This window comes from Pseudoalteromonas sp. ABE4_541 (assembly GCF_056312285.1).
Genome location: NZ_JBSVEM010000024.1, coordinates 25,222 through 45,722, shown reverse-complemented (window position 1 = coordinate 45,722; position 20,501 = coordinate 25,222). Strand labels below are relative to the sequence as shown.

Genomic DNA, 20,501 nt, shown 5'->3' with positions numbered 1-20,501 from the left:
GCAAGGCTCCTGAGCCTGTGCTCAAAAAGTTCAATATGACTACTTACAAATAAAAGGGATTAATAAATGAAACTTATCAGCTTATCCGTCGCGTTGGCTCTAGGGGCCGCTTCATCACTGGTTCAAGCGCAACCAGTTTCGACTTCGGCTCAGATTAACGCACCGGTACTTGAGATAAATCAAGGTGCTGTTTATACGGATCTTTCTAAAAAGCAGAATATCCAAGCGCTGAAAGCGCGCTTACACAAATATGGATTGAATGAGCAAAACAGGCCTCATCTTTTCAGTGTGATCGACAAACAACTTGAGCGCGGCTTAAAAAATCAGCTATCGACTACAGCGAGTATCTCGACTAACGATGGTAGCTGTAATGTACACACAGCAAGCTTATGTTCGTTCTTTAAGCATATGGGTGTTGAAGTTGCGACTTTACCAGGTACTAACGAAGAATACCTAGTTGTTTCAGCACTAAACAGTGAGCGTATTAGCACTGACTATACAGTGATAGATATTACTTTGGTGAACGAAAAAGGTCAGCCAATCACGTTGCCACGTTACTCAGAGTACTTTGGTGATGACGTTGACAACAAAAAGCGTAAATCGATTTATTCTGCAGCACGTTTAAGCGATGCGTTGAACAAGCTACAAAGTGCAGAGCGCATTTATGCTGATGCTTGGGTTACTGTGGTATACACCGATGCATTGGGCAATGAAATTGTTGAAGACAAAAACTCAAAAGTAGAATATTCCAAAGACACGCTACTTGCTCAATTAGGTTTACCAGTCGCTGAGCTTTCACAAGACGATGCGATGATGAGTACGCAGGATGTGGGTACCTTACAAACAGATTTCGGTCCGTCTATCAGCCATCCAAAAGATACAACGTCGAAAACGGAAGGTACGCCAGACAACAAAATCATTGTTTGCTTAAACCGCAACTACGGTGACTGTGACTATGAAAACATGTATCCAACAAATACACCAAATGATCAGTTGAAGTTAAAGATCCCATTTGTTGGTGAATATATGTTGATGGGTAAGGTAACACGTATTTACCGCCCTGATTGGACGGTATTGGATGCGAAGGTAGAAGAAGATGGCAGTGTTAGCTTAGTACCTGGTGCGAAAGTGACTAAGCCTGAAGTAATGGACTTTGGTACTAATATCTTCATTCAAACTAAAGAAGGTGGCGGCGCTACGAGTATTTCTGGCAATCAATACACTGATATTCAGAACTTCTTCGCAGACAGTATTAAATTAGAGTACATCCCGTTTGGTCGACGTACTAAAACTAAATTGTCATGGAATATTACCCGCAGCCAAGGTGTGTTTGGCGATGCCACTCTTTATGGCCGCTACCAAGATGCCAACTGGATCATGAATATTGCGGTTGACAATGAACCTCGTCCTGGACAAGCCGCTCGTGAAGAAACGATTGTGATCGGTTCTGCTGGCTTAGGCTCTTGGGAAAACATTGATTATCCGCAGATGCAAATCGTTTATAGCTGTTTAGCCGAAGGTAGCATGATCACTATGCCTAATGGTAAGCAAGTGCCAATCGAAACGCTTAAAGTGGGCGATCACGTATTAGGTGCCAGCCAATACAATGCTGCAAATCACTTAGCGCTTGAAATTAAAGATATTTCAGTTGGTGTTGAAGTGCTTCCTATGATTGAGCTAAGAACACGTTCAGGGAAAAAGCTGCTATTAACTGAATCACACCCTGTGATCATGCAATCAGGTGAATCTGTTTGGGCTAACAAAGTTCAGCTTGGCGACCGTATTCAAACTCAAGATGGCATCGAGTTTGTTAGCAAAATCAAAGAAGTTAAGTTCAAAGACAAGGTATACAACTTACGTCTAGGCCGTAGCAAGGATGATCCAAGATATCTGGAAGGTGAAACATTCAGTATGTTTGCCAATGGCTTCCAAGTGGGTGATTTGGCAATGCAAAGTATCAATGAATTCCAGAATGAAACAGAAACTGAGCAGGATGTTCTGAATCGTTTACCTGAATCTTGGCACAAAGATTATCTAAACAGCATCAAGTAACGGGTATGGCCCGAAAGGGCCATCTCAAGGAGTGAACAATGAAAAAAATGAAATACATGAATTTGCTTATCGCGACCTTATGCGCATCAACCGCTTTTGCTAATGAGCCGGTGCAAGACGAGCAACTAATGGGCGTTAAAAGCGACAATATCGATGCTGTGCCATTGGGCACCGCTTACTTAAGCAAAGGGCAAAGTTATTTGGGGTTGCAGTCTGTAAAAGGCTCGCAAGCTGAACACCTTGGAAATAGCAAAATCGACTTTCGTGTCGGTGTGGATTTGGGCTACGAACAAGCACTAAAACTCATTGATGGTAAAGTGGATGCGGGCTTTAAATTTCCAGCGGTACGTGTTGATGCTGGGGCAAATTACGCCAAAGACATTAGCGCCGACAAGTATACGGGTACTTACACCGTTTATTCATCCATGAAACCCAAGTCTCGCATGTTGGTGCCAAGTGGGAATATTGGTTTTGAACCAACGCAAGCCGCGACGGATCTTGCCGTTGCACAACCAGGAAACAAAGAAAACAACTTAGGTGATGGCTTTGTGCATGGTTTTGCATATGGCTCCAATGTGGTGATCAACATGAAAATCGATTATCGCAATGAGGTAGACAAACGTTCAATTGGTGGTTATTTGAGCGTTGATTGGATCGGTAAGGTGAAAGTCGATGGACAACTACAAAAACTGGATGACAGTAAACGTCAGTCGGTGAAAATCACTATTAGTGGTTATCAAAGTGGTGGTGAGCCAAATCGTTTATTGAATATCATTCCAAACGGCATTATGCGTTGTACCTTACTCAACCCAGAACCTTGCTTTCAACTGTTTGAGTCTGCAATCAATTATTTGAAAAATGACTATATCAATCAATTTGATTCGTTAGATGATTACAATGTGACTGAAGCTTACATTGCCAATTATCAAGATTCTGGCCCTGCATTACAAACACTTGTACCACAGCAAGGGTATGTTGCAGCCAATTATCTCACCAAGTTGGTGGTCAAAGAGTTAACCGCACGGTGGATTGATGAGCGTCTGACTTATCGCCGCGCGAAAAATCTACAACGTTATTACGCATCACAATTTACTAATGAGCAGTTGAATCAGTTAAGTGATATCGAATCAGCTAGTCGTAACAACGCAAACTTGTTCGCCGACATGGTGGACTACTGTGAGCAAAATCCTGAAGGCAACTACTGTATCGAATATGAAGCAGCCAACTTGGCTTATTACAACGACTACAGCAGCTACAGCGACGTATTGAAGTAAGGAAACAACCATGATCAAACGTGTATTAATGAGCACAGCAGCATTGTGTGTATCTGTTGGCGTGCAAGCGAACAATGAACTTGAACAAAACGCAAACTATAACGAAGTGGGTGATTTACTCACAGTGTCACAAGCACAAGGGCGTTTTGCTTGGTTAGAAAAGTGCTATGACGGACTATTGGTGGAAATCTGGGAGCAATCTCATGACACTACACAGATTGTCAGTAAAGAAGAAAAGCTTAAGCAACTGCGCGCTTTATGGTTGTCTGACGACAAGCTAACAAAAGGACGCGCTCAGTATCTCACTTTTGCAAATAGTGATTTTAGCAATCCGTATAACTGGCAAGCGGGTAACAGCGAAAATGATGCCTGCAGCACCATGCCACCAGAGTATATCCCTGTTGCTTTGCAAACAACATTACTCGCTAACCAATATTGTGCAAACCAAAGCTATGACAATGAATGGGAGTGGATCTCTAAAGTCACAGTGGAAGAGTTTGGTCATGAATCAGTGGGCCATAGCTACACAGCGGTAACGGGTAAGGTGATCACTTTGCCTGCCGGACGAGCGGTGAAAATGTCAGTGACACCAGGTAACAAAGAGCCGCAATATCCTTCCTATGTTGCGCTGCGAGTATGGATTGACTGGAACCAAGATGGCCAGCTGAGCGAATCTGAAATGGTTTATAAATCTGCATCAGATGGGGTATTCCAGTTTGCTTTTGAAGTACCGACCGAAATGCCTGAAGGCATAACGCTCATGCGTGTGGCTACCGATGCGGGTGGCGGCTCTGATGATGCGTGTAAGCGTATTCAATACGGTGAGGTAGAAGATTACTTGGTGACAATTCGTTAAGGACAGAACTATGAAACCTATTTATTCAACTATGCTACTGCTAACACTGAGCAGTGGAGCGGCTCTAGCGAAAGGGCCAGATATGACAGCAAAAGAAGGCATTAACTCAGGTTCTGCAATTTCAGGCTTAATTAATGACCATATTGCGATTGGCACAGCATACGATAGCCAAACGAAACGTTTTTTAAACGTACAACCGGTATCAGGCCGCATTGATGAAACTTTTGGTAACACAGAAGTGACTTTCAAAACCGGTATTGATATGAGTTATGACGACTTGCTTAGCACGCTCAATGGTAGTGTTGATTTAGACGTTAACTTCCCTGTGGTACGTGTCTCTGCAGGTGCATCTCTTGCCAAAGAAATGGCATCAAGCACTTATTCGAGCTCGTATACTTTTAGTGCCAACAGTACGCCAAAGAAACGACTCTTCTTACCGCAAGACCCTAATATTGGTTACACCTTATCTCAAGCGGGTGATGAAATTGCCAATAAGCACCAAGCTAAATTGCAGCAGTTAGCGGGTGATGAATTTGTAACGGCCATCGAATATGGTGCCAACATCATGGTTAACCTAAAGATTGATTATGGTAGCAATAAAGATAAGTCTGAGATTGGTGGTTATTTAGACGTAGATCTATATGGTGGTGTCTTCAATGTAGGGGGCCAACTGAAATATTTACAAGATGATACTAAGTCGTCGGTAAAAATCACGGTGCGTGCAATCCAAAATGGTGGCGATCCAAAACAGCTGTTAAGCATTATTCCAAACAACATCATTACTTGTTCGTTGGATAACCCAACACCTTGTTTTGATATGTTCCAAGAAGCGGTGAAATACGCCAAATCAGGTTTTGGTGCACAGCTTAACTCGTTGACTGATTATAATGTTGTGCGTTATTACACTACACGATATGACAACTCATCACTGGCACTTCGTCCGTTAGTAGCAGATTACAGAACGATCCGAAATGCGACTAAATGGTTGATCAGTGAATTAGAAGATGACTTCAAACAAGCAGTATTAGACGAGCAGCGCGCAACGAGCTTATTGACTAGTTACTATGCTTATTTGCCTGAATCGCAGCAAACCGCGGTGAAAACTATCCAAAACTTAGCGTACGACAATGCATGGTTCTTATATAACGCAGCGCAATTCTGTCGTGATAATCCATTTGGTACATCGTGTGAAGACGAAGTGCAAAAAATGAAAGACGACTGTACACGCCGTGGGAAAACATGTCCTGCAAGTTATGACGTGACACAATTGCAACTACCACAATCAGATCGTCTAGATTGGAAACAGTGTGAATTAGCGCGTCAAGAAGCTGTTCGTGCCGGTGTGGTAAGTGAGGAAGAGAGTGTTAAATACCGCAATATGCGTTGGGCACCTACGTTCATCAACACCAGTACACCAGCCGTTGGTATTGTGAATTGGCGTTTGTGCGAAGGGGCGTTAAGCACCTATAACACGCAGTTTTAACCCAGCTTAAATGCACTCAAAAATAAAAGAAGTGAGTCATCACTTCTTTTATTTCTTTGCTAAGGAGAACCCATGAGATCAATGGTCTTGAATTTTCTGTTGATGTTGGCTGCATTTAACGTGCAAGCACAGCGCTACTACAGCGATAAGTTTGATGAGCTGGATTTAGGGCGTGCTTTTAACACTGCACTGCATCAAGGGGCAGATAAATGCTTAACAGGTAAAGTGAAGTTTCATTCTAAAGCATCTGGTCAGCTCGACTATTTGCAACGTTTGGATGAAACGCAAATTAGGCGTAGAACTTTTGGTGAAGTGCATGGTGGAGTCAATTTGTTTATTGTGGCAGGCAGTGTATCAACGTCAATTACCCACAGAAATGCAACAGACAATCTTAGCTTAACTTCACAGTTACACCTCAAACTGTCGCAAGGTCATAGTACGCTAGAAGATAGGCAAGTGGTAAAAGGTGCGACGCAATGTGGTGATGACTTCATCTATCAAGTGAACTACGGACGCGATTTGTTCATCAATGCAAGGTTGCATTTTAAATCGGAAGCGGATTACAAAAAGTTTGTCACTAAAATAAAAATTCGCGTGCTGTTTTTTAAAAAAACCAAAACCAAGGTTAAGGAAATTGAGCGATTTGCGCAAAATGCGGTATTGAGTATAGATGCAAACTCGAACGGACCGTTGACACCTAAACTACAGCAGCTCCTCAATAGTAACCCTCAGCACTGTCGCGGTGAAAATATCTCACCCTGTTTGAACACGCTGCAAGTATTGGCCGATTACGCATTCGGAGGTGAATTGAGCAATGAACTAAATTCATTACCTAAACAACCTCGCAGTATTATCACCAAGGAATACGAAGAATCTGGTCATTTCGAGATTGCGCAAACAATTAACGTTGACGATGGCGCCCAGTATGAAGGCATATGGCGTGGTGTAGAACAGCGTTATGGTGCAGCGGTAAGAAGACTACAACGTGCTGAAGCATTTTTGGCTGTGGCCACCGAGCAAGAGCAAGCGAGTGCACAAGCAGAATATGATGCGGCACAAATCAGTTTAAACGATATAGCACAATTGCGTGATACCTGCTTAGCACAGCCTTGGCTTGGGCAATGCAGCTAGGCGATATAATCATATTCAGCATAAAATTTTGCGAAAAAGTTAAACTGAAACATTAGTACATATAAAGGCTATCTTAATTATATAACTATGCGAATGAATACACTAAAATGAATAGATTAACCGATTAAGCTTGTTGTTTTAGAAATTTGAGTTGGTGTTGGTTCTTTATTTTGTGTTTCGTTGGAATTTTTATGCTTGATCTCGTTTTGTTTCCCATGTTAAAACATAACCAATCCATCAACAGGACTACTAGCTCAATGAAAAACATCACGCTTTTGTCACTACTGCTTAACCTCTTACTGATTAATTTTGTCAGCGGGGCGTAGTGCGCGTAATTGAGCAACTACTTTTTAACCCCGCACATTGCGGGGTTTTTTTATTTTTGTGGATGAGGAATAAACAATGCAGGATAAAGTGTGGATTTTTGATACTACGTTGCGTGATGGCGAGCAAGCGTTAAAAGCAAGCCTAACCGAAGATGATAAAGTACAGTTAGCACATGCGATTAGCCGTTTGAATGTCGACGTAATGGAGGTTGGATTTCCAGTTTCTAGCCCTGCTGACTTCAGAGCCGTACAACGTATTGCAATGGAAGTACGTAACCCCGTGATTTGCGGCTTGGCCCGCGCAGTAAGCAAAGACATTGAAGCCTGTGGTGAAGCATTAAAACCTGCACAACGAGGTCGTATTCATACTTTCATCGCAACTAGCCCGTTGCACTTAGAGCATAAACTACGCATGAGCTTAGACGATGCGACAGCAATGGCGGTGAAGTCAATCAAACTTGCCCGTAACTATACTGATGATGTTGAATTCTCGTGTGAAGATGCAGGGCGCACACCGCATAGTGATTTGTGCCGTATTGTTGAGGCGGCCATTCATGCTGGTGCCTCAACCATTAATTTACCTGATACCGTCGGCTATGTGACACCTGATGAATATGCAGCGATGATCCACCATTTAATGAACAACGTGCCCAACATCGATAAAGCACGTTTGAGTGTGCATTGTCACAACGATCTGGGTTTGGCGGTAGCCAATTCTATTGCTGCGGTGCAGGCAGGGGCGAGGCAAATTGAATGCACAGTGAATGGTATCGGTGAGCGTGCAGGTAACTGCTCGTTGGAAGAAGTGGCAATGATCATGAAAATGCGCCAAGACCATTTGAAAGTGCACACCGACATTCACAGTGAAGAAATCTATCGAGCTTCTCGCCAAGTAGCAAAAATATGCAACATGGCGGTACAGCCAAATAAAGCCATTGTGGGAGAAAACGCCTTTGCGCACAGCTCCGGTATCCATCAAGACGGTGTCTTAAAAGCGCAAAATACCTACGAGATCATGTCACCAGAAAGTGTAGGTGTACCAAATAATCAACTAAATATGACCTCTCGCTCTGGTCGTCATGTTATTGAGCATCGCTTGACTGAGTTGGGTTATCAAAAATCAGATTATGACATGGATAGCCTGTATGAGAGCTTCTTAACGTTAGCGGACCAAAAAGGTACCGTTTACGACTATGACCTAGAAGCCATGATTTACTTTAATCAAATTAGTGATGAAGACGACCATTACAAGCTTGAGTTTGTTAATTCAACTTCTAACTCTCAATCAGTGGCCAGCTCAACCATCGGTATGACGGTTGGGGGAGAGTCAAAACAAGAAGCTGCAACGGGTAATGGTCCTGTTGAAGCGTCATTCTTAGCCATTGAACGAATTACCGGCATGGCGGTAGAAGTGATTGAATACAATCTTGATGCAACCGGGCAGGGCGCAAGTTCGCTGGGTCAGGTCGATATCATTGCCAAATATAATGGCCGACAATATCACGGTGCAGGTTTAGCTGCCGATGTTGTTGAAGCCTCGGTGCGGGCCATGATCCGCGTTTATAACTTGATTGATAGAGCACAAAAAGTCTCTAGTTTAAAACAACAAAGGAAAGCAGGATGAGCCAAACGAGTTACCAAGTCGCTGTTCTCGCAGGAGACGGCATTGGCCCAGAAGTGATGTCGGCAGCGCTAAGCGTGTTAGATGCGGTCAGTGAAAAGTTTAACTTCACCTTACAATTTGAGCAGCATGCCATTGGTGGTGCAGCCATTGACCAGTTTGGTCAAGCGCTGCCAAACGTGACGCTACAAGCTTGTGAGCAATCCGACGCAATTTTGTTTGGTTCTGTTGGCGGACCAAAGTGGGAAAACCTACCTCCGGAGCAACAACCAGAGCGTGCCTCGTTGCTGCCACTGCGTAAGCACTTTGGCTTATTTTGTAATTTGCGCCCAGCACAACTGCTGCCGGCATTGAGTGCGGCTTCGCCGCTGCGTGCTGATATCAGTGAACAAGGCTTTGATATTTTATGTGTTCGTGAACTAACGGGCGGTATCTACTTCGGTGAAAAGGGTCGCGAAGGCAGCGGTGCAGAAGAGTCAGCCTTTGATACTCAGCGTTACTCGCGCTTTGAAATTGAACGTATCGCCCGTTTTGCGTTTGAAGCCGCAAGATTGCGTAGCAACCACGTTACATCGGTTGATAAAGCCAATGTGTTAGCGTCGAGCGTACTTTGGCGTGAAGTGGTAACAGAAGTCAGTAAAGATTACCCAGAAGTGACGCTTGATTATATTTATGTCGATAACGCAGCGATGCAGTTAGTAAAGCAGCCAGGGCAGTTTGATGTACTGTTATGCGATAACTTGTTTGGTGACATTTTGTCAGATGAGTGCGCGATGATCACAGGCTCTATGGGGCTACTCCCCTCAGCAAGCTTAAATCAATCTGGATTTGGTTTGTATGAACCGGCAGGTGGCTCAGCGCCTGATATTGCAGGAAAAGGCATTGCTAACCCAATTGCACAAATCTTAAGCGCCGCACTGATGTTACGTTACTCGCTCGGTCAAGATGAAGCGGCACGCAGTATTGAAAAGGCGGTTGCAGAGGCGGTTGCGGCAGGCGTGGGGACGCCAGATATCTTCCCTAATGGCGGTTACACCACGCAAGATGTGGCGCAAGCGATCGTAAGTCGAATATAACTAATTTACAGTGGCAACTTTCGTCGAGTTGCCAATGACTGATGAGGATGTAGCAAGTGGCACAAACCTTATACGACAAGATTTGGCAATCCCATGTGGTTGCAAAAATAAATGAACAAACCGATTTATTGTATATCGACCGGCATTTAGTGCATGAGGTAACGTCACCACAAGCATTTTCTGGTTTGCGTGAGCAAAACCGCACCGTACGTTGCCCCGAGAAAACCTTTGCCACCATGGACCACAATGTATCGACTAAAAGCCGCTCTTTAGATGCTGCTAGCGAAGTGTCGAAAAACCAGCTAATGGCGTTAGCTAAAAACTGCGATGAATTTGGTATTGTGCTGTATGACTTGAACTCAATTAATCAAGGTATTGTACATGTGATGGGCCCTGAGCAGGGGATCACCTTGCCGGGTATGACCATCGTGTGTGGTGATAGCCATACTTCTACCCACGGTGCATTTGGCGCCTTGGCCCATGGTATTGGTACCTCAGAGGTAGAGCATGTGTTGGCAACACAAACATTGCAGCAGAAAAAAGCGAAGTCGCTAAAAATACAAGTAAACGGCGTGCTACGTCCAACTGTGACTGCAAAAGATTTAATCATGGCGGTGATTGGTAAGTTAGGCACTGCTGGTGGCACAGGGTATGTCGCTGAATTTTGCGGGACAGCCATTGAGGCTTTGTCGATGGAAGCGCGTATGACACTGTGTAATATGAGCATTGAAATGGGTGCAAAAGCGGGACTCATTGCACCGGATGAAACGACTTACGCCTACTTGAAGGGTCGTCCATTTGCACCTCAAGGTGCTGACTTTGACAGCGCTGTTGCTTATTGGCAAACGCTGCGTACTGACGACGGTGCGCAGTTTGATTCTGTGGTAGAGATAAACGCAGAAGATATTCAACCACAGGTGACTTGGGGCACGAGTCCTGAACAGGTGATTGGTATTGATGACGTTGTGCCTAATCCTGATTTGGAATCAGACTTGATCAAAGCCGACGCTATCCGCAGTGCGCTAAAATACATGGGTTTAGAAGCCGGTCAAAAGCTATCTGATGCGAAAGTGGATACGGTGTTTATTGGTTCATGCACTAATAGTCGTATTGAAGATTTACGCGCTGCAGCGCAAATTGTACAAGGCAAGAAAGTGGCACAAGGAGTGGAAGCACTCATTGTTCCGGGCTCAGGGTTAGTGAAACAGCAAGCCGAGCAAGAAGGCCTAGCTGAGATCTTCAAAGCCGCTGGCTTTGAGTGGCGCGAACCAGGTTGTTCGATGTGTCTTGCGATGAACGATGACCGTTTAGAAGCTGGCAAACGTTGCGCTTCGACATCAAATCGCAACTTTGAAGGTCGCCAGGGGCGTGGTGGTCGCACGCACCTTGTGAGCCCTGCAATGGCTGCTGCCGCTGCAATTGCGGGTCATTTCACGGATATTAGAGGAGAAGTCTAATGAGTTGTTATCATCAAGGGTTGTTAGCGCCATTAGATAAAAATAATGTCGATACCGATCAGATCATTCCTAAACAGTTTTTAACCTCAACTAGCCGTGATGGGTTTGATAAAGCACTATTTTATGATTGGCGCTATTTGGACGATGGTATGCCAAATCCTGATTTTGTGCTTAACAAAGCATGCTACCAAGGCGCCTCTGTGTTATTGACGCGTGATAATTTTGGTTGCGGCTCTTCTCGCGAGCATGCACCTTGGGCGTTGAAGCAATACGGTTTTACGGTGATCTTGGCTGAAAGCTTTGCTGATATTTTTTTCAATAATTGCGGTAATAATCAGATGCTGTGTGTGGCATTGCCCGCGGACGTGCTTGAGCAATTATTTGTGCTCACGCAGCAACATGAAGACATACAAGTGGAAGTCGATTTGGCCAATCAGCAATTAAAGAGCCCATATTTTGACGTGATTGATTTTGAAGTGCGCGAAGACATCAAAGCGCGTTTATTGAGTGGCTTAGATTTTATCGGTGAAACTGAGCAGTTGAACGAACAAATCACTGCCTATGAGCAGCAGTTAAACGCTGAGCGACCTTGGCAATAGCACAGATAACGTATTTAATTTGCTTAAAGCCAAAGAGCCCATTACTCTTTGGCTTTTTATTTGTGTAATTTGTAGGTGAAGTATGAAGAATTGGTTGATCGGAACGCTCGCATTGGCGAGTTTTACAGTGTTGTCTCGTCCAGCACCATTAGTCTCAATCCCTACGCATGATGCGTTTTTTAGTCACATTGCTCAGCATTGTGGTAAGGCTTATGCGGGCAAGGTAACGGTAGACAATGCATCGGGCAGTAGCTCATTTGCGAATAAACAATTGGTGATGCATGTGCGTCGTTGTGACGATCAACAATTACAAATTCCATTTCATGTCGGTGAAGATGCCTCACGTACTTGGATCATCACTAAAACGGGTAGTGGCTTAAGTCTCAAGCACGATCATCGCCATAAAGACGGAAGTGACGATGCCTCAACTATGTATGGTGGCCATACACTTGATGCGGGTTTTAATAATGTACAATCATTTCCCGCCGATCAATATTCAAAAGAACTTTTTGTTCGTCAAGGTATCCCGCAATCTATGGGCAATACTTGGCAGATGTTTATCTATGAAGAGACCTTTACCTACCGTATGGTGAGAGAGGGGCGAGAGTTTCGCGTCGACTTTGATTTAACCAAGCCTATCCCTGCACCAGCTGCGCCATGGGGCTATAAAGACTAAAAAGAAATTCGCAACAATATGTTTTAGTGACTATTTTATAAATAGTCACTAAAACGCCGACCTTTTCGGCGTATCGTAAAGGATACGTTATGCCCATCTCTGAGCGACAAAAACAACTCGTACAACAAAGCTTTGCTAAGGTTGAGCCTATTGCTGAGCAAGCGGCCGAGATCTTCTACACTACCTTATTTGAATATGATCCTTCGCTAAAGCCATTGTTTAAAAATAGTATGAAAGCGCAAGGGCAAAAGTTGATGGCTACTTTAAAAGTGGCGGTGGCTGGATTGGATGATTTAGATCGTTTAATACCTGTGCTTCACAAATTGGCAGAACGTCACGTCGCTTATGGCGTACAAGCCAAAGACTTTACTCCTGTCGGTAATGCTCTGTTATATACACTTAAAGTGGGTTTGGGTGATGACTGGAACCCTGAACTTCGGCAAGCTTGGGTAGATGTATTTAGAGTGATAGCCAAGGTGATGAAAGCTCATGCTTTTACAGAGCATTAGTGAGAAGGTAATACGGGCTCTTTTGAATACAAAGCCTTTAATCGTTTCATTGTTTGTTATTTTGCATCTACGCACTTTATTTCAACGGTTAAATCATGTTGATAAGGTCTCGGTTGTGTCGGTAACTTTTCAAACGTTTGTACGCCTTGTAGCAAAGTAAGCTGCGGGGTTGATCCCTGACATAATCTTTTTGCATGTCGCAGCAAAAACACACTTTGTTGCAAAAAAAACTGATAACTATCAGGTTTTATCTTCAATAAATAGTGGTCATCATTATACTTTGTTTGTTCGTAGTGCACTTTGTGGTCAAAATCGTAGAGCTTTTCTGGTGTCCCCATCTGTACTGGCGTATGCTGGCAGGCCATTAATAACGTTGATGCTATTAGGGTAACAAGATAAGGTCTACAGCGTACCTGCTGTTTGCGTCTATTCAATGCGCGCATAAGCGACTACTCCTTTCATTTACGATATTTTGAGTTTAACACACAGAAGGTGATCTCTTGCTAAAACACTTAAAAAAGCTATTGCAAAGTAATCAGCCTCAAGCTGCGCGAGGCACGACGCTAGACTTCAATACCGCACTGGCAGCCTTGTTGGTCGAAGTTATGAGAGCCGATGGCAAAACGCTTGAAAGTGAGATCGATGCTATCCGCCTTATACTCATTCAGCATTGTCAGCTGAGCGAACCTCAGGCTCAAACGTTGATAGAACAGGCTCAAAAACTCGTCGCTCAGGCCATCGACTTATTTGCATTTGTGAAGCAAATCAATCAGCGCACTTCGGATGTGGAGCGTATCGAGATAATCGAGTTGCTCTGGCATGTGGCGTATGCTGATGGTCATCTTGACAGCTATGAAGATCATATGATCCGAAAAATAGCAGGTCTATTGTATGTCGCGCATCCTGACTTTATTAGCGCAAAAATAGCAGCGCAAGCGCAAAGCCCTCAATAGAGGGCGTACTTAGTTAACCTCAGCTGCACATAAGCGAATTTGCCCAATAAAGCTATTTCGCTCACTCTCTGCGTTATTTCCACTTGTAATAGCCTGCTATTACTTCGCGAAAATGCCTTGATATTAAGCGAAATATCATCATTGGATGTCGAAATAGTTGCAATGTTTCTATTGCTAGCTATCAAAACTCTTATCCGCAGCTAAGGTTAGTTAAATTACGCGAGAAAAGCGTGATGTTTTAAGTTGCTGTTGTAAGTAAGCATCAAAACACATACAAATAATGCGGATAAATAAGTTACCCTTACTGGTAACCTCGATTTTATCTACATCTACATTAACTAAACCGTCGTCAGCTAAAGGTTGTAGCGCTGCCAATGCATCTGAAAAGTGTTTAGTAAAGTCGATGTCAAAGGCGCTTTCGAATTGTTTTATATCCAGCTCAAAATGACAAATGAGCTGTTTAATCAACGCCGCTCTCATTTTGTCTTCTACTGTGAGTTTCATGCCTTTGGTGATGGCAAAACCATCTTGGTTTACGGCATCGTAATAGGCTCGTAGCTCTTTTTGGTTTTGTAATATGGCATCGCCTATTTGTGAAATCGAAGAAACGCCTAAACCAAGTAAGTCACAATTACCGTGCGTGGTGTACCCCTGAAAATTACGATGCAGTTCGCCATTTTGTTGCGCGATTGCCAGCTCATCTTGCTTCTTCGCAAAGTGATCCATACCAATAAACTGATAACCCGCTTGCGTCATTTGCGCCAAGGTGTTTTTGAACATAGTGAGTTTTTGTTGTGCGCTTGGCATGTCTTGCTCTTTGAGCTTGCGCTGTGCTGCAAATTTGTCTGGTAGATGCGCATAGTTAAACACTGAGACTCTGTCTGGGCTGAGTGCTATTAACTTGTCGATGCTTTGTGCGAAGCTTTCTGGCGTTTGGTGTGGTAAACCGTAAATCATATCGGCATTAATCGACTTAAAGCCTAAATGGCGTGCTCGCTCTAGCAGGGCAATTACATCATCCATATGCTGCGGGCGGTTTACGGCTTCTTGGACTTGGTCATTAAAGTCCTGTACACCAAAAGATACGCGATTAAAACCAAGTGATTGCAGGTGTTCGAGCATATTATCGGCAAGTGAGCGAGGATCGATTTCAATGCCTCGCTGTACATTGCTCGCGAAAGTAAAATGTTGCTCCAGTAACTGTATCAAGCGTGTCATTTGCTGTGCGGTTAAAAATGTGGGCGTACCGCCACCTAGATGTAATTGCTCTACTTGGTAACGTTTAAAAAGTGGTGCTTGAGCTCTTATCTCCAGCTCTAAATTATCCAGATACACGTCAGCTTTGTGCTGGTGACGAGTCACAATTTTATTACAGCCACAGTAATAACAAAGTTGATGACAGAACGGGATGTGAATGTATAGCGACAAAGACTGGCTATCTGATGCGGAAATAGCTGAGCGTAATGCAGCAACGTCATAGCCATCAGTCAGTGATAACGCCGTAGGGTAAGAAGTATACCTTGGCCCAGACACATTGTATTTTTTGATTAGGGACTCGTCCCAAGTTGGTAAATTAATCACGATCGCACTCAATAATTACTTTGAGCGGGCAGTGTAAAAGGTCTTGGGATAAGTGGTATTGATCTGAAGCAAGATTGGTGCGAGCAGCTCGCCCGCATCACGAGCCTTATTAAAGCTTAAATTGGTTAACCGTGCTGTTCAGTGCTTTAGCTAAGTCGTTTAAGTCTTGCGCTTCACTTGCCAGTGTTTGTGCGTGATGTGCCGTACTATTGACCAGATCATTAATAGTATTAAGACTGTTGTTGATGTCTTCAGCGACCACCGTTTGCTCCTCAGTAGAGGTGGCAATTTGATGGCTTTGATCTTGTACCGTCACAACGGAGTCGGCAATTTCACGCAGTGAATCAAGCACCCCTTGCGTCTGTTCAACCGTACTTTGTGCTTGATCTTGGCCTTGCTGCATCATGGTGGATGCTTGCTGTGCAATTTGTTGTAGACGAGAGATCATGTTGCGAATGTCATCGGTAGACTCTTGCGTACGACTAGCAAGCGAGCGTACTTCATCTGCAACAACGGCAAAGCCACGACCCTGCTCACCCGCACGAGCCGCTTCAATGGCTGCATTGAGCGCCAGCAAGTTAGTTTGTTCAGCAATGCCGTTAATCACGTCAATGACCGCACCGATGTTACTAGTTTCTTGTTCAAGGCCAGCAACCACTTTCGCCGCTTCACCTATGTGGGTTGATAATTCAATCATCACTTGTTGTGCTTGGTTTGAGCGCTTGGCGCCGTCTTGCGTCATGCGTTGTACCGTTTCAGCGGCTGAATTTGTTTCTTGCGCGTTACGTGAGATCTCAGTCACGGTAGCAGCCATTTCCGTGACTGCCGCGCTCACACTGTCAACTTGCTCTTTTTCTTGCTGAATTTCTTGATTGGTATTGGATGATACTTCGCTAAGCTGCGCCGAGGCATTCCCCAATTGGGAAGCCTGTGCCGCCGTATCAATCATCATGGCGCGTAACTTATCGATAAAGGTATTCATATGGTGCGCGAGCTGGCCCACTTCGTCTTTACTTTTGATATCAATACGCTGAGTTAGGTCGCCATCGCCTGATGCGATATCGCGCATGATGCGAGTAAGCGTCGTAATAGGCTGTGCTATCATGTGCGTTGCCCACCAGATCATGGCAACCACAATGGCAAGCATAATGGCCACCGCCGTCATGGTTGATACCACAGCTTGGTCAACAGGTGCTTCGATAAAACTCACAGGAATTAAAATACCCACGCGCCAATCAAGAATTGGCGTGTCTAACTTCACGCTATTAAAGACCACATAGTACTCTTCACCTTTAAGCGTGACTTTGCTGGTGCCAGACGTATTGCTTTTGATCAGTGAGTTTAGCGCTGAGAATCCTGAAGTATTGCTAAAACGGGTTTCAAGTGCTTCTAGGCCTTCTTTCCCGTTCGGACCCTCATCGGTTATCGACAAGTCGTGGCCCAAGCGCTTAGATAAATGCACCACTTTTGAATTGTGGTCAAGCAAGAAACCAAACCCTTGGCCTTGAAAACGAATATCTTCCACCAAGGCGCTGATGCGGTTGATTTGTAAATCAACCCCACCCACACCGACGAGTTTGCCACTGGCGGTACGCACAGGTTGTTGCACTACGGCAGATACGGCACCAGTGTTAATATCAACAGATACAGCTCCTACGTACAAGCCATTGTTATTGAGTGCATCTTGCCACCAACCTCGTTTATAGGCGAAATAAGGCTGACCATCTGCAAATTGAGAGGTACGCTCATTTTCTTTGAAATATTCGCCCGTATTCGCTGAACCAAAAAAAGCAGATAGCACGTTTTCATCATTGCGACTGATACGTATAAAGTCTTGGTTGATTTTATCGTATCCGTCTAGCGTATTGAGGTTAGTTTCACGTTGCGTGTAACTTTCAAAAAAGCTCACCATGTGGGGGCTAGTGACGAATGAGTTCACCAATTTACCGTATTGGGCGAAGAAAGATTCCATCGATAGCTTTTCGCCATACAAATAGCTTTGTGCTTCACGCTCAACCCCCTGTCGTGACAGCGTGGCAATGTGATTCACAAAGTAACTGGAGGCAATGATCAGCAGCACTGAAATAGTGCCGCCAATCAGTAGGAGGATTTTTTTCCTCATTGATAAGTTTTCTAGCATGATCTGTTCTTTTTCTTGGTAATGCGTAAACGTCAATAAAACCATATCTGCACTTGCTTTACTACCGTTTGCGCCAAACTAAAGAGATTTCTCTTCATAACCTGTTGGAAATTATGGTTTAAAAAATAAGCTTACTTTACTAGCAAAACGGCATTGCATTTTTGTTGCAGATAATTCACAAGCGCGTTCCTTTTTTAGGTTGTTAATTAGCATTGTATACAATATACTCCTGTTTCTGCAATTACGAATATAACTCAAGGAGCTGAGTGGCATTCAAGGAGTTTGCAGTCATTTACAAAATGGTTATCAACAAAATGGATTGATTATAAGTTAATGAAAAATATAAAATTAGATGGGATGTCTAGGCTGGCTTTTGTGTCGGTATTGTGTATGGTTTCAACATGTAGTAATGCGGAAATGCACTGTATCCCCGGAAACGATGGGATCAGCGGGGAGAGGTGTACAACAACAGTGGATAAACCTGGCACGGAACCTTCTGGCCCGATCATTGGCGGCGGAGGTGGCGGTGGAAACAACTCAGGTGGTGACGGTGGTGGAGGCGGAGAAGATGCCCCTCACAATAATCGAAATGAGCCTAAACCTGAGGAAGATAAAGAGAAAGCGAAAGAAGAATGTTTGTATGAAGTGGACGAGGATTATCATACTTGTAGAACAGACATTATTGTTGATGCAACTCTTGCAGTAGAATCTCAATGTGGAAAACAACCAAGTTCGACATCAGGGAACGTTCAAGGGGGACTCGGTGCAATTGGAGGGGGCGTAACGTTGTCGTACGACAATTGGGCGCGGTGTAAATACCCAATAGAAGGCTGGAAGGAAGCAAATTTATCTGGATGTGAAGTTAGTAAAGCTAGAGAGTCACGTGCTTGTTATAAATAATAAAATATTAAATAGTGATAGAGTCATTTTTTGACTCTATCACTAGGTATTACTAGTTTGGAAAGTATGAATAAAAAATTTTTAATAGGTGTAATCACGATTTTAACATTGACTGGGCTACTAGTTTTCAAAAATAGGTCCAACTCGGTACATAATGAATACACGGCCGAAAATAAAGATAAAGTTAGAGGTGAGGATTCAAAATTTCAAATAGATCAGGCATCAAAAAGTCATCTCTCGGTTCAATCTAAAATAGATCTATTAGAACAACAGGCGGAAGAAATCTCCATGAATGCACTAGAAATAGGAGGTTTATCTGAGCCAACTATTTTTAGCTATGATGAGGATTGGTGTATCGCTCACTTGGATCTGTCTAAAGAAGACCAACACTACGAGTACAGCCAACGTCAAAGTTGGTTAGAAGGACAAAGGCGAGGTCAAATAGTAATAGAAAATGGCGAGGTGGTGCATGAAGATACGTTTAGTTACCTATCTCTGAGTGTTGAGACTTTAAAACAATATGCTAAGAATGATGACGTTGTCGCATTGCGAGTCCTAAGCCGCAGAAAGGTTCGCGGAGTAGATAGTGAAACGGCTCGCCAAGCGACTAAAAGGTTACTGGTTCTAGGTAATTTTCTAGAGGGGTTGACCCCACAAATACTTTCAGAGTTTGTTAAGGCAAACGCAGTTGTAGATTCAAAGCCTGATGTGGCTTTACAACACGTCATCCGAGCAATGGGTTATGTTGAACTGGGTTTTCGTCATGGAAGCGTGTACGGCCTAGACGCTCTTTTGGAAATGTTAAAAGGTAACCCAAAATTGCGAGCTGTTGTTAGTAAAGCGAATGATGTATCTATCGCAAATTATGCAGGCAAATTGGCTGATGGGATTAATCAAGAGCGATTGTCAGACGGATTGGCTCCATTCGATGATATAGCTCAACAGCGAGCAGCACTTAGTTTCTTCCAAACGAGAATTGTACAACTTTATGAGAGTGATAAGGAGGGGTACGCATTGTTGCAAGATAAAACCCTACTGCCAACTCACTGGAACGATGTTTATTTAAACACACCTTGCATTAAACGCCAGATAGCAACTCGTGAAGCGGAGTTTCATCAACTCCCTGCAATTCGACAACAAATTGCGCAGTTGCAAAGCCAGCTTGATGCACTCAATAACAGCCAATGATGGTGTTATGGCAATGCACGGAGATTTCAGGTTTAGGAATTCAATAAACAGTGGATAAGAAGCACATATTCATTATGATTGCGCTTTTGGGTGGCAGTGCTGTGGTATATTAAACTGTATACCATCAGAGCGTGCCACTACCGTAGCTGAAACACAGCGTGCTGAATATGATGTACAACTGGCACACTCAAAAAAACATGTGTGATTACGTCAAAATCGCTTGGTACTTATACTGTCAGTGTCCCTTGGTAATCACACTAAATTTTTCTCAGCATTAATACACCTAAGTTAAGAGAAATTATTAGAAAAACGGATGCCAATTTAGTCTCTCATTTCACAAAGAAACTGAATAATGAAATTAATACAACGCGAATAGCAGAAGGCATAGCGCCACTAGCACAAGAAAAAATGCCAAGAATTGCGTTATATGAATTTCAAACTTCCATTGCGATGATGTATGACAGAGACGAAGATAAACAAACGCTAAATTTGCTACAAGATGAAACACTTTTTCCCCATCATTGGAAAACCTTGTACTTAGATACGCCTTGTATTAAACGCCATATTGCAACCCGCGAAGCCGAGTTTCATCAACTCCCTGCAATTCGACAAGAAATTGCGCAGTTGCAAAGCCAGCTTGATGCACTCAATTCCAGCCAATAACGGTGTTATGGCAATG

The 20,501-nt window shown here is 43.6% G+C and carries 18 protein-coding genes; 15 read left to right on the top strand and 3 right to left on the bottom strand.

The features are described 5' to 3' along the window. The first annotated feature begins 66 nt into the window (after positions 1–66). From ACW689_RS18755 to ACW689_RS18705, 11 genes are all read left to right on the top strand, one after another. Positions 67–2,052 (top strand): Hint domain-containing protein, encoded by a 1,986-nt coding sequence (locus ACW689_RS18755; RefSeq protein WP_476293650.1) that lies wholly within the window; start codon positions 67–69, stop codon positions 2,050–2,052. 38 nt (positions 2,053–2,090) lie between these two features. Continuing rightward, positions 2,091–3,326: a hypothetical protein gene (locus tag ACW689_RS18750; RefSeq protein WP_476293649.1), complete on the top strand. Its 1,236-nt coding sequence runs from the start codon at positions 2,091–2,093 to the stop codon at positions 3,324–3,326. Between the two features lie 10 nt (positions 3,327–3,336). Next, positions 3,337–4,182 carry a GEVED domain-containing protein gene (locus tag ACW689_RS18745; protein WP_476293648.1) on the top strand — a complete coding sequence of 282 codons (846 nt, stop codon included), beginning with the start codon at positions 3,337–3,339 and terminating at the stop codon, positions 4,180–4,182. A gap of 10 nt (positions 4,183–4,192) precedes the next feature. Continuing rightward, on the top strand, positions 4,193–5,665 hold the full coding sequence (locus ACW689_RS18740; protein ID WP_476293646.1) for an internalin: 1,473 nt from the start codon (positions 4,193–4,195) through the stop codon (positions 5,663–5,665). 72 nt (positions 5,666–5,737) lie between these two features. After that, a complete protein-coding gene (locus ACW689_RS18735; protein ID WP_476293644.1) occupies positions 5,738–6,796 on the top strand; it encodes a hypothetical protein in 1,059 nt (352 codons plus the stop codon). A 402-nt stretch (positions 6,797–7,198) separates the two neighbouring features. Continuing rightward, a complete protein-coding gene (leuA, locus tag ACW689_RS18730) occupies positions 7,199–8,746 on the top strand; it encodes a 2-isopropylmalate synthase (RefSeq protein ID WP_476293642.1) in 1,548 nt (515 codons plus the stop codon). After that, positions 8,743–9,819, top strand: coding sequence for a 3-isopropylmalate dehydrogenase (gene leuB, locus ACW689_RS18725; protein WP_476293640.1), 1,077 nt, complete (start codon positions 8,743–8,745; stop codon positions 9,817–9,819). The genes leuA and leuB overlap by 4 nt, the downstream gene beginning before the upstream one ends. 56 nt (positions 9,820–9,875) lie before the next feature. Beyond that, positions 9,876–11,276, top strand: coding sequence for a 3-isopropylmalate dehydratase large subunit (gene leuC / locus ACW689_RS18720; protein WP_476293639.1), 1,401 nt, complete (start codon positions 9,876–9,878; stop codon positions 11,274–11,276). Next, complete coding sequence (gene leuD / locus ACW689_RS18715; protein ID WP_476293638.1) at positions 11,276–11,875, top strand: 3-isopropylmalate dehydratase small subunit; 600 nt, start codon at positions 11,276–11,278, stop codon at positions 11,873–11,875. The genes leuC and leuD overlap by 1 nt, the downstream gene beginning before the upstream one ends. Before the next feature lie 82 nt (positions 11,876–11,957). Next, positions 11,958–12,551 (top strand): hypothetical protein, encoded by a 594-nt coding sequence (locus tag ACW689_RS18710; RefSeq protein ID WP_476293637.1) that lies wholly within the window; start codon positions 11,958–11,960, stop codon positions 12,549–12,551. Positions 12,552–12,640: 89 nt separating this feature from the next. Next, on the top strand, positions 12,641–13,060 hold the full coding sequence (locus tag ACW689_RS18705) for a globin family protein (RefSeq protein WP_476293635.1): 420 nt from the start codon (positions 12,641–12,643) through the stop codon (positions 13,058–13,060). A gap of 56 nt (positions 13,061–13,116) precedes the next feature. Here the strand turns inward: ACW689_RS18705 and ACW689_RS18700 are convergent, their stop codons facing one another. Continuing rightward, complete coding sequence (locus ACW689_RS18700; RefSeq protein ID WP_476293633.1) at positions 13,117–13,503, bottom strand: hypothetical protein; 387 nt, start codon at positions 13,501–13,503, stop codon at positions 13,117–13,119. A 57-nt stretch (positions 13,504–13,560) separates the two neighbouring features. On the opposite strand from ACW689_RS18700, the gene ACW689_RS18695 reads away from it, so the two are divergent. Next, a complete protein-coding gene (locus tag ACW689_RS18695) occupies positions 13,561–14,013 on the top strand; it encodes a tellurite resistance TerB family protein (RefSeq protein WP_476293631.1) in 453 nt (150 codons plus the stop codon). A gap of 210 nt (positions 14,014–14,223) precedes the next feature. On the opposite strand, the gene hemN is transcribed toward ACW689_RS18695, so the two are convergent. Both hemN and ACW689_RS18685 read right to left on the bottom strand, forming a co-directional pair. Further along, the gene (gene hemN / locus ACW689_RS18690) at positions 14,224–15,594 is read right to left on the bottom strand and encodes an oxygen-independent coproporphyrinogen III oxidase (protein WP_476293630.1); all 1,371 of its coding nucleotides are present in this window, start codon (positions 15,592–15,594) and stop codon (positions 14,224–14,226) included. Between the two features lie 109 nt (positions 15,595–15,703). Further along, a complete protein-coding gene (locus ACW689_RS18685; protein ID WP_476293687.1) occupies positions 15,704–17,734 on the bottom strand; it encodes a methyl-accepting chemotaxis protein in 2,031 nt (676 codons plus the stop codon). A 333-nt stretch (positions 17,735–18,067) separates the two neighbouring features. On the opposite strand from ACW689_RS18685, the gene ACW689_RS18680 reads away from it, so the two are divergent. From ACW689_RS18680 to ACW689_RS18670, 3 genes are all read left to right on the top strand, one after another. Next, on the top strand, positions 18,068–18,634 hold the full coding sequence (locus ACW689_RS18680; protein ID WP_476293629.1) for a hypothetical protein: 567 nt from the start codon (positions 18,068–18,070) through the stop codon (positions 18,632–18,634). A gap of 288 nt (positions 18,635–18,922) precedes the next feature. Beyond that, entirely contained in the window at positions 18,923–19,822 is a 900-nt protein-coding gene (locus tag ACW689_RS18675; protein WP_476293628.1) for a hypothetical protein, read from the top strand. A gap of 408 nt (positions 19,823–20,230) precedes the next feature. Continuing rightward, the gene (locus tag ACW689_RS18670) at positions 20,231–20,485 is read left to right on the top strand and encodes a hypothetical protein (protein WP_476293627.1); all 255 of its coding nucleotides are present in this window, start codon (positions 20,231–20,233) and stop codon (positions 20,483–20,485) included. The last annotated feature ends 16 nt before the right edge of the window (positions 20,486–20,501 follow it).

Excerpts from the sequence above, each read along its gene's own strand:
- ACW689_RS18755 (WP_476293650.1), top strand. The coding sequence starts at position 67 with ATGAAACTTATCAGCTTATCCGTCGCGTTGGCTCTAGGGGCCGCTTCA.
- ACW689_RS18750 (WP_476293649.1), top strand. The coding sequence starts at position 2,091 with ATGAAAAAAATGAAATACATGAATTTGCTTATCGCGACCTTATGCGCA.
- ACW689_RS18745 (WP_476293648.1), top strand. The coding sequence starts at position 3,337 with ATGATCAAACGTGTATTAATGAGCACAGCAGCATTGTGTGTATCTGTT.
- ACW689_RS18740 (WP_476293646.1), top strand. The coding sequence starts at position 4,193 with ATGAAACCTATTTATTCAACTATGCTACTGCTAACACTGAGCAGTGGA.
- ACW689_RS18735 (WP_476293644.1), top strand. The coding sequence starts at position 5,738 with ATGAGATCAATGGTCTTGAATTTTCTGTTGATGTTGGCTGCATTTAAC.
- leuA (WP_476293642.1), top strand. The coding sequence starts at position 7,199 with ATGCAGGATAAAGTGTGGATTTTTGATACTACGTTGCGTGATGGCGAG.
- leuB (WP_476293640.1), top strand. The coding sequence starts at position 8,743 with ATGAGCCAAACGAGTTACCAAGTCGCTGTTCTCGCAGGAGACGGCATT.
- leuD (WP_476293638.1), top strand. The coding sequence starts at position 11,276 with ATGAGTTGTTATCATCAAGGGTTGTTAGCGCCATTAGATAAAAATAAT.
- ACW689_RS18710 (WP_476293637.1), top strand. The coding sequence starts at position 11,958 with ATGAAGAATTGGTTGATCGGAACGCTCGCATTGGCGAGTTTTACAGTG.
- ACW689_RS18705 (WP_476293635.1), top strand. The coding sequence starts at position 12,641 with ATGCCCATCTCTGAGCGACAAAAACAACTCGTACAACAAAGCTTTGCT.
- ACW689_RS18700 (WP_476293633.1), bottom strand. The coding sequence starts at position 13,503 with ATGCGCGCATTGAATAGACGCAAACAGCAGGTACGCTGTAGACCTTAT.
- ACW689_RS18685 (WP_476293687.1), bottom strand. The coding sequence starts at position 17,734 with ATGCTAGAAAACTTATCAATGAGGAAAAAAATCCTCCTACTGATTGGC.
- ACW689_RS18680 (WP_476293629.1), top strand. The coding sequence starts at position 18,068 with ATGAAAAATATAAAATTAGATGGGATGTCTAGGCTGGCTTTTGTGTCG.
- ACW689_RS18675 (WP_476293628.1), top strand. The coding sequence starts at position 18,923 with ATGAATGCACTAGAAATAGGAGGTTTATCTGAGCCAACTATTTTTAGC.
- ACW689_RS18670 (WP_476293627.1), top strand. The coding sequence starts at position 20,231 with ATGCCAAGAATTGCGTTATATGAATTTCAAACTTCCATTGCGATGATG.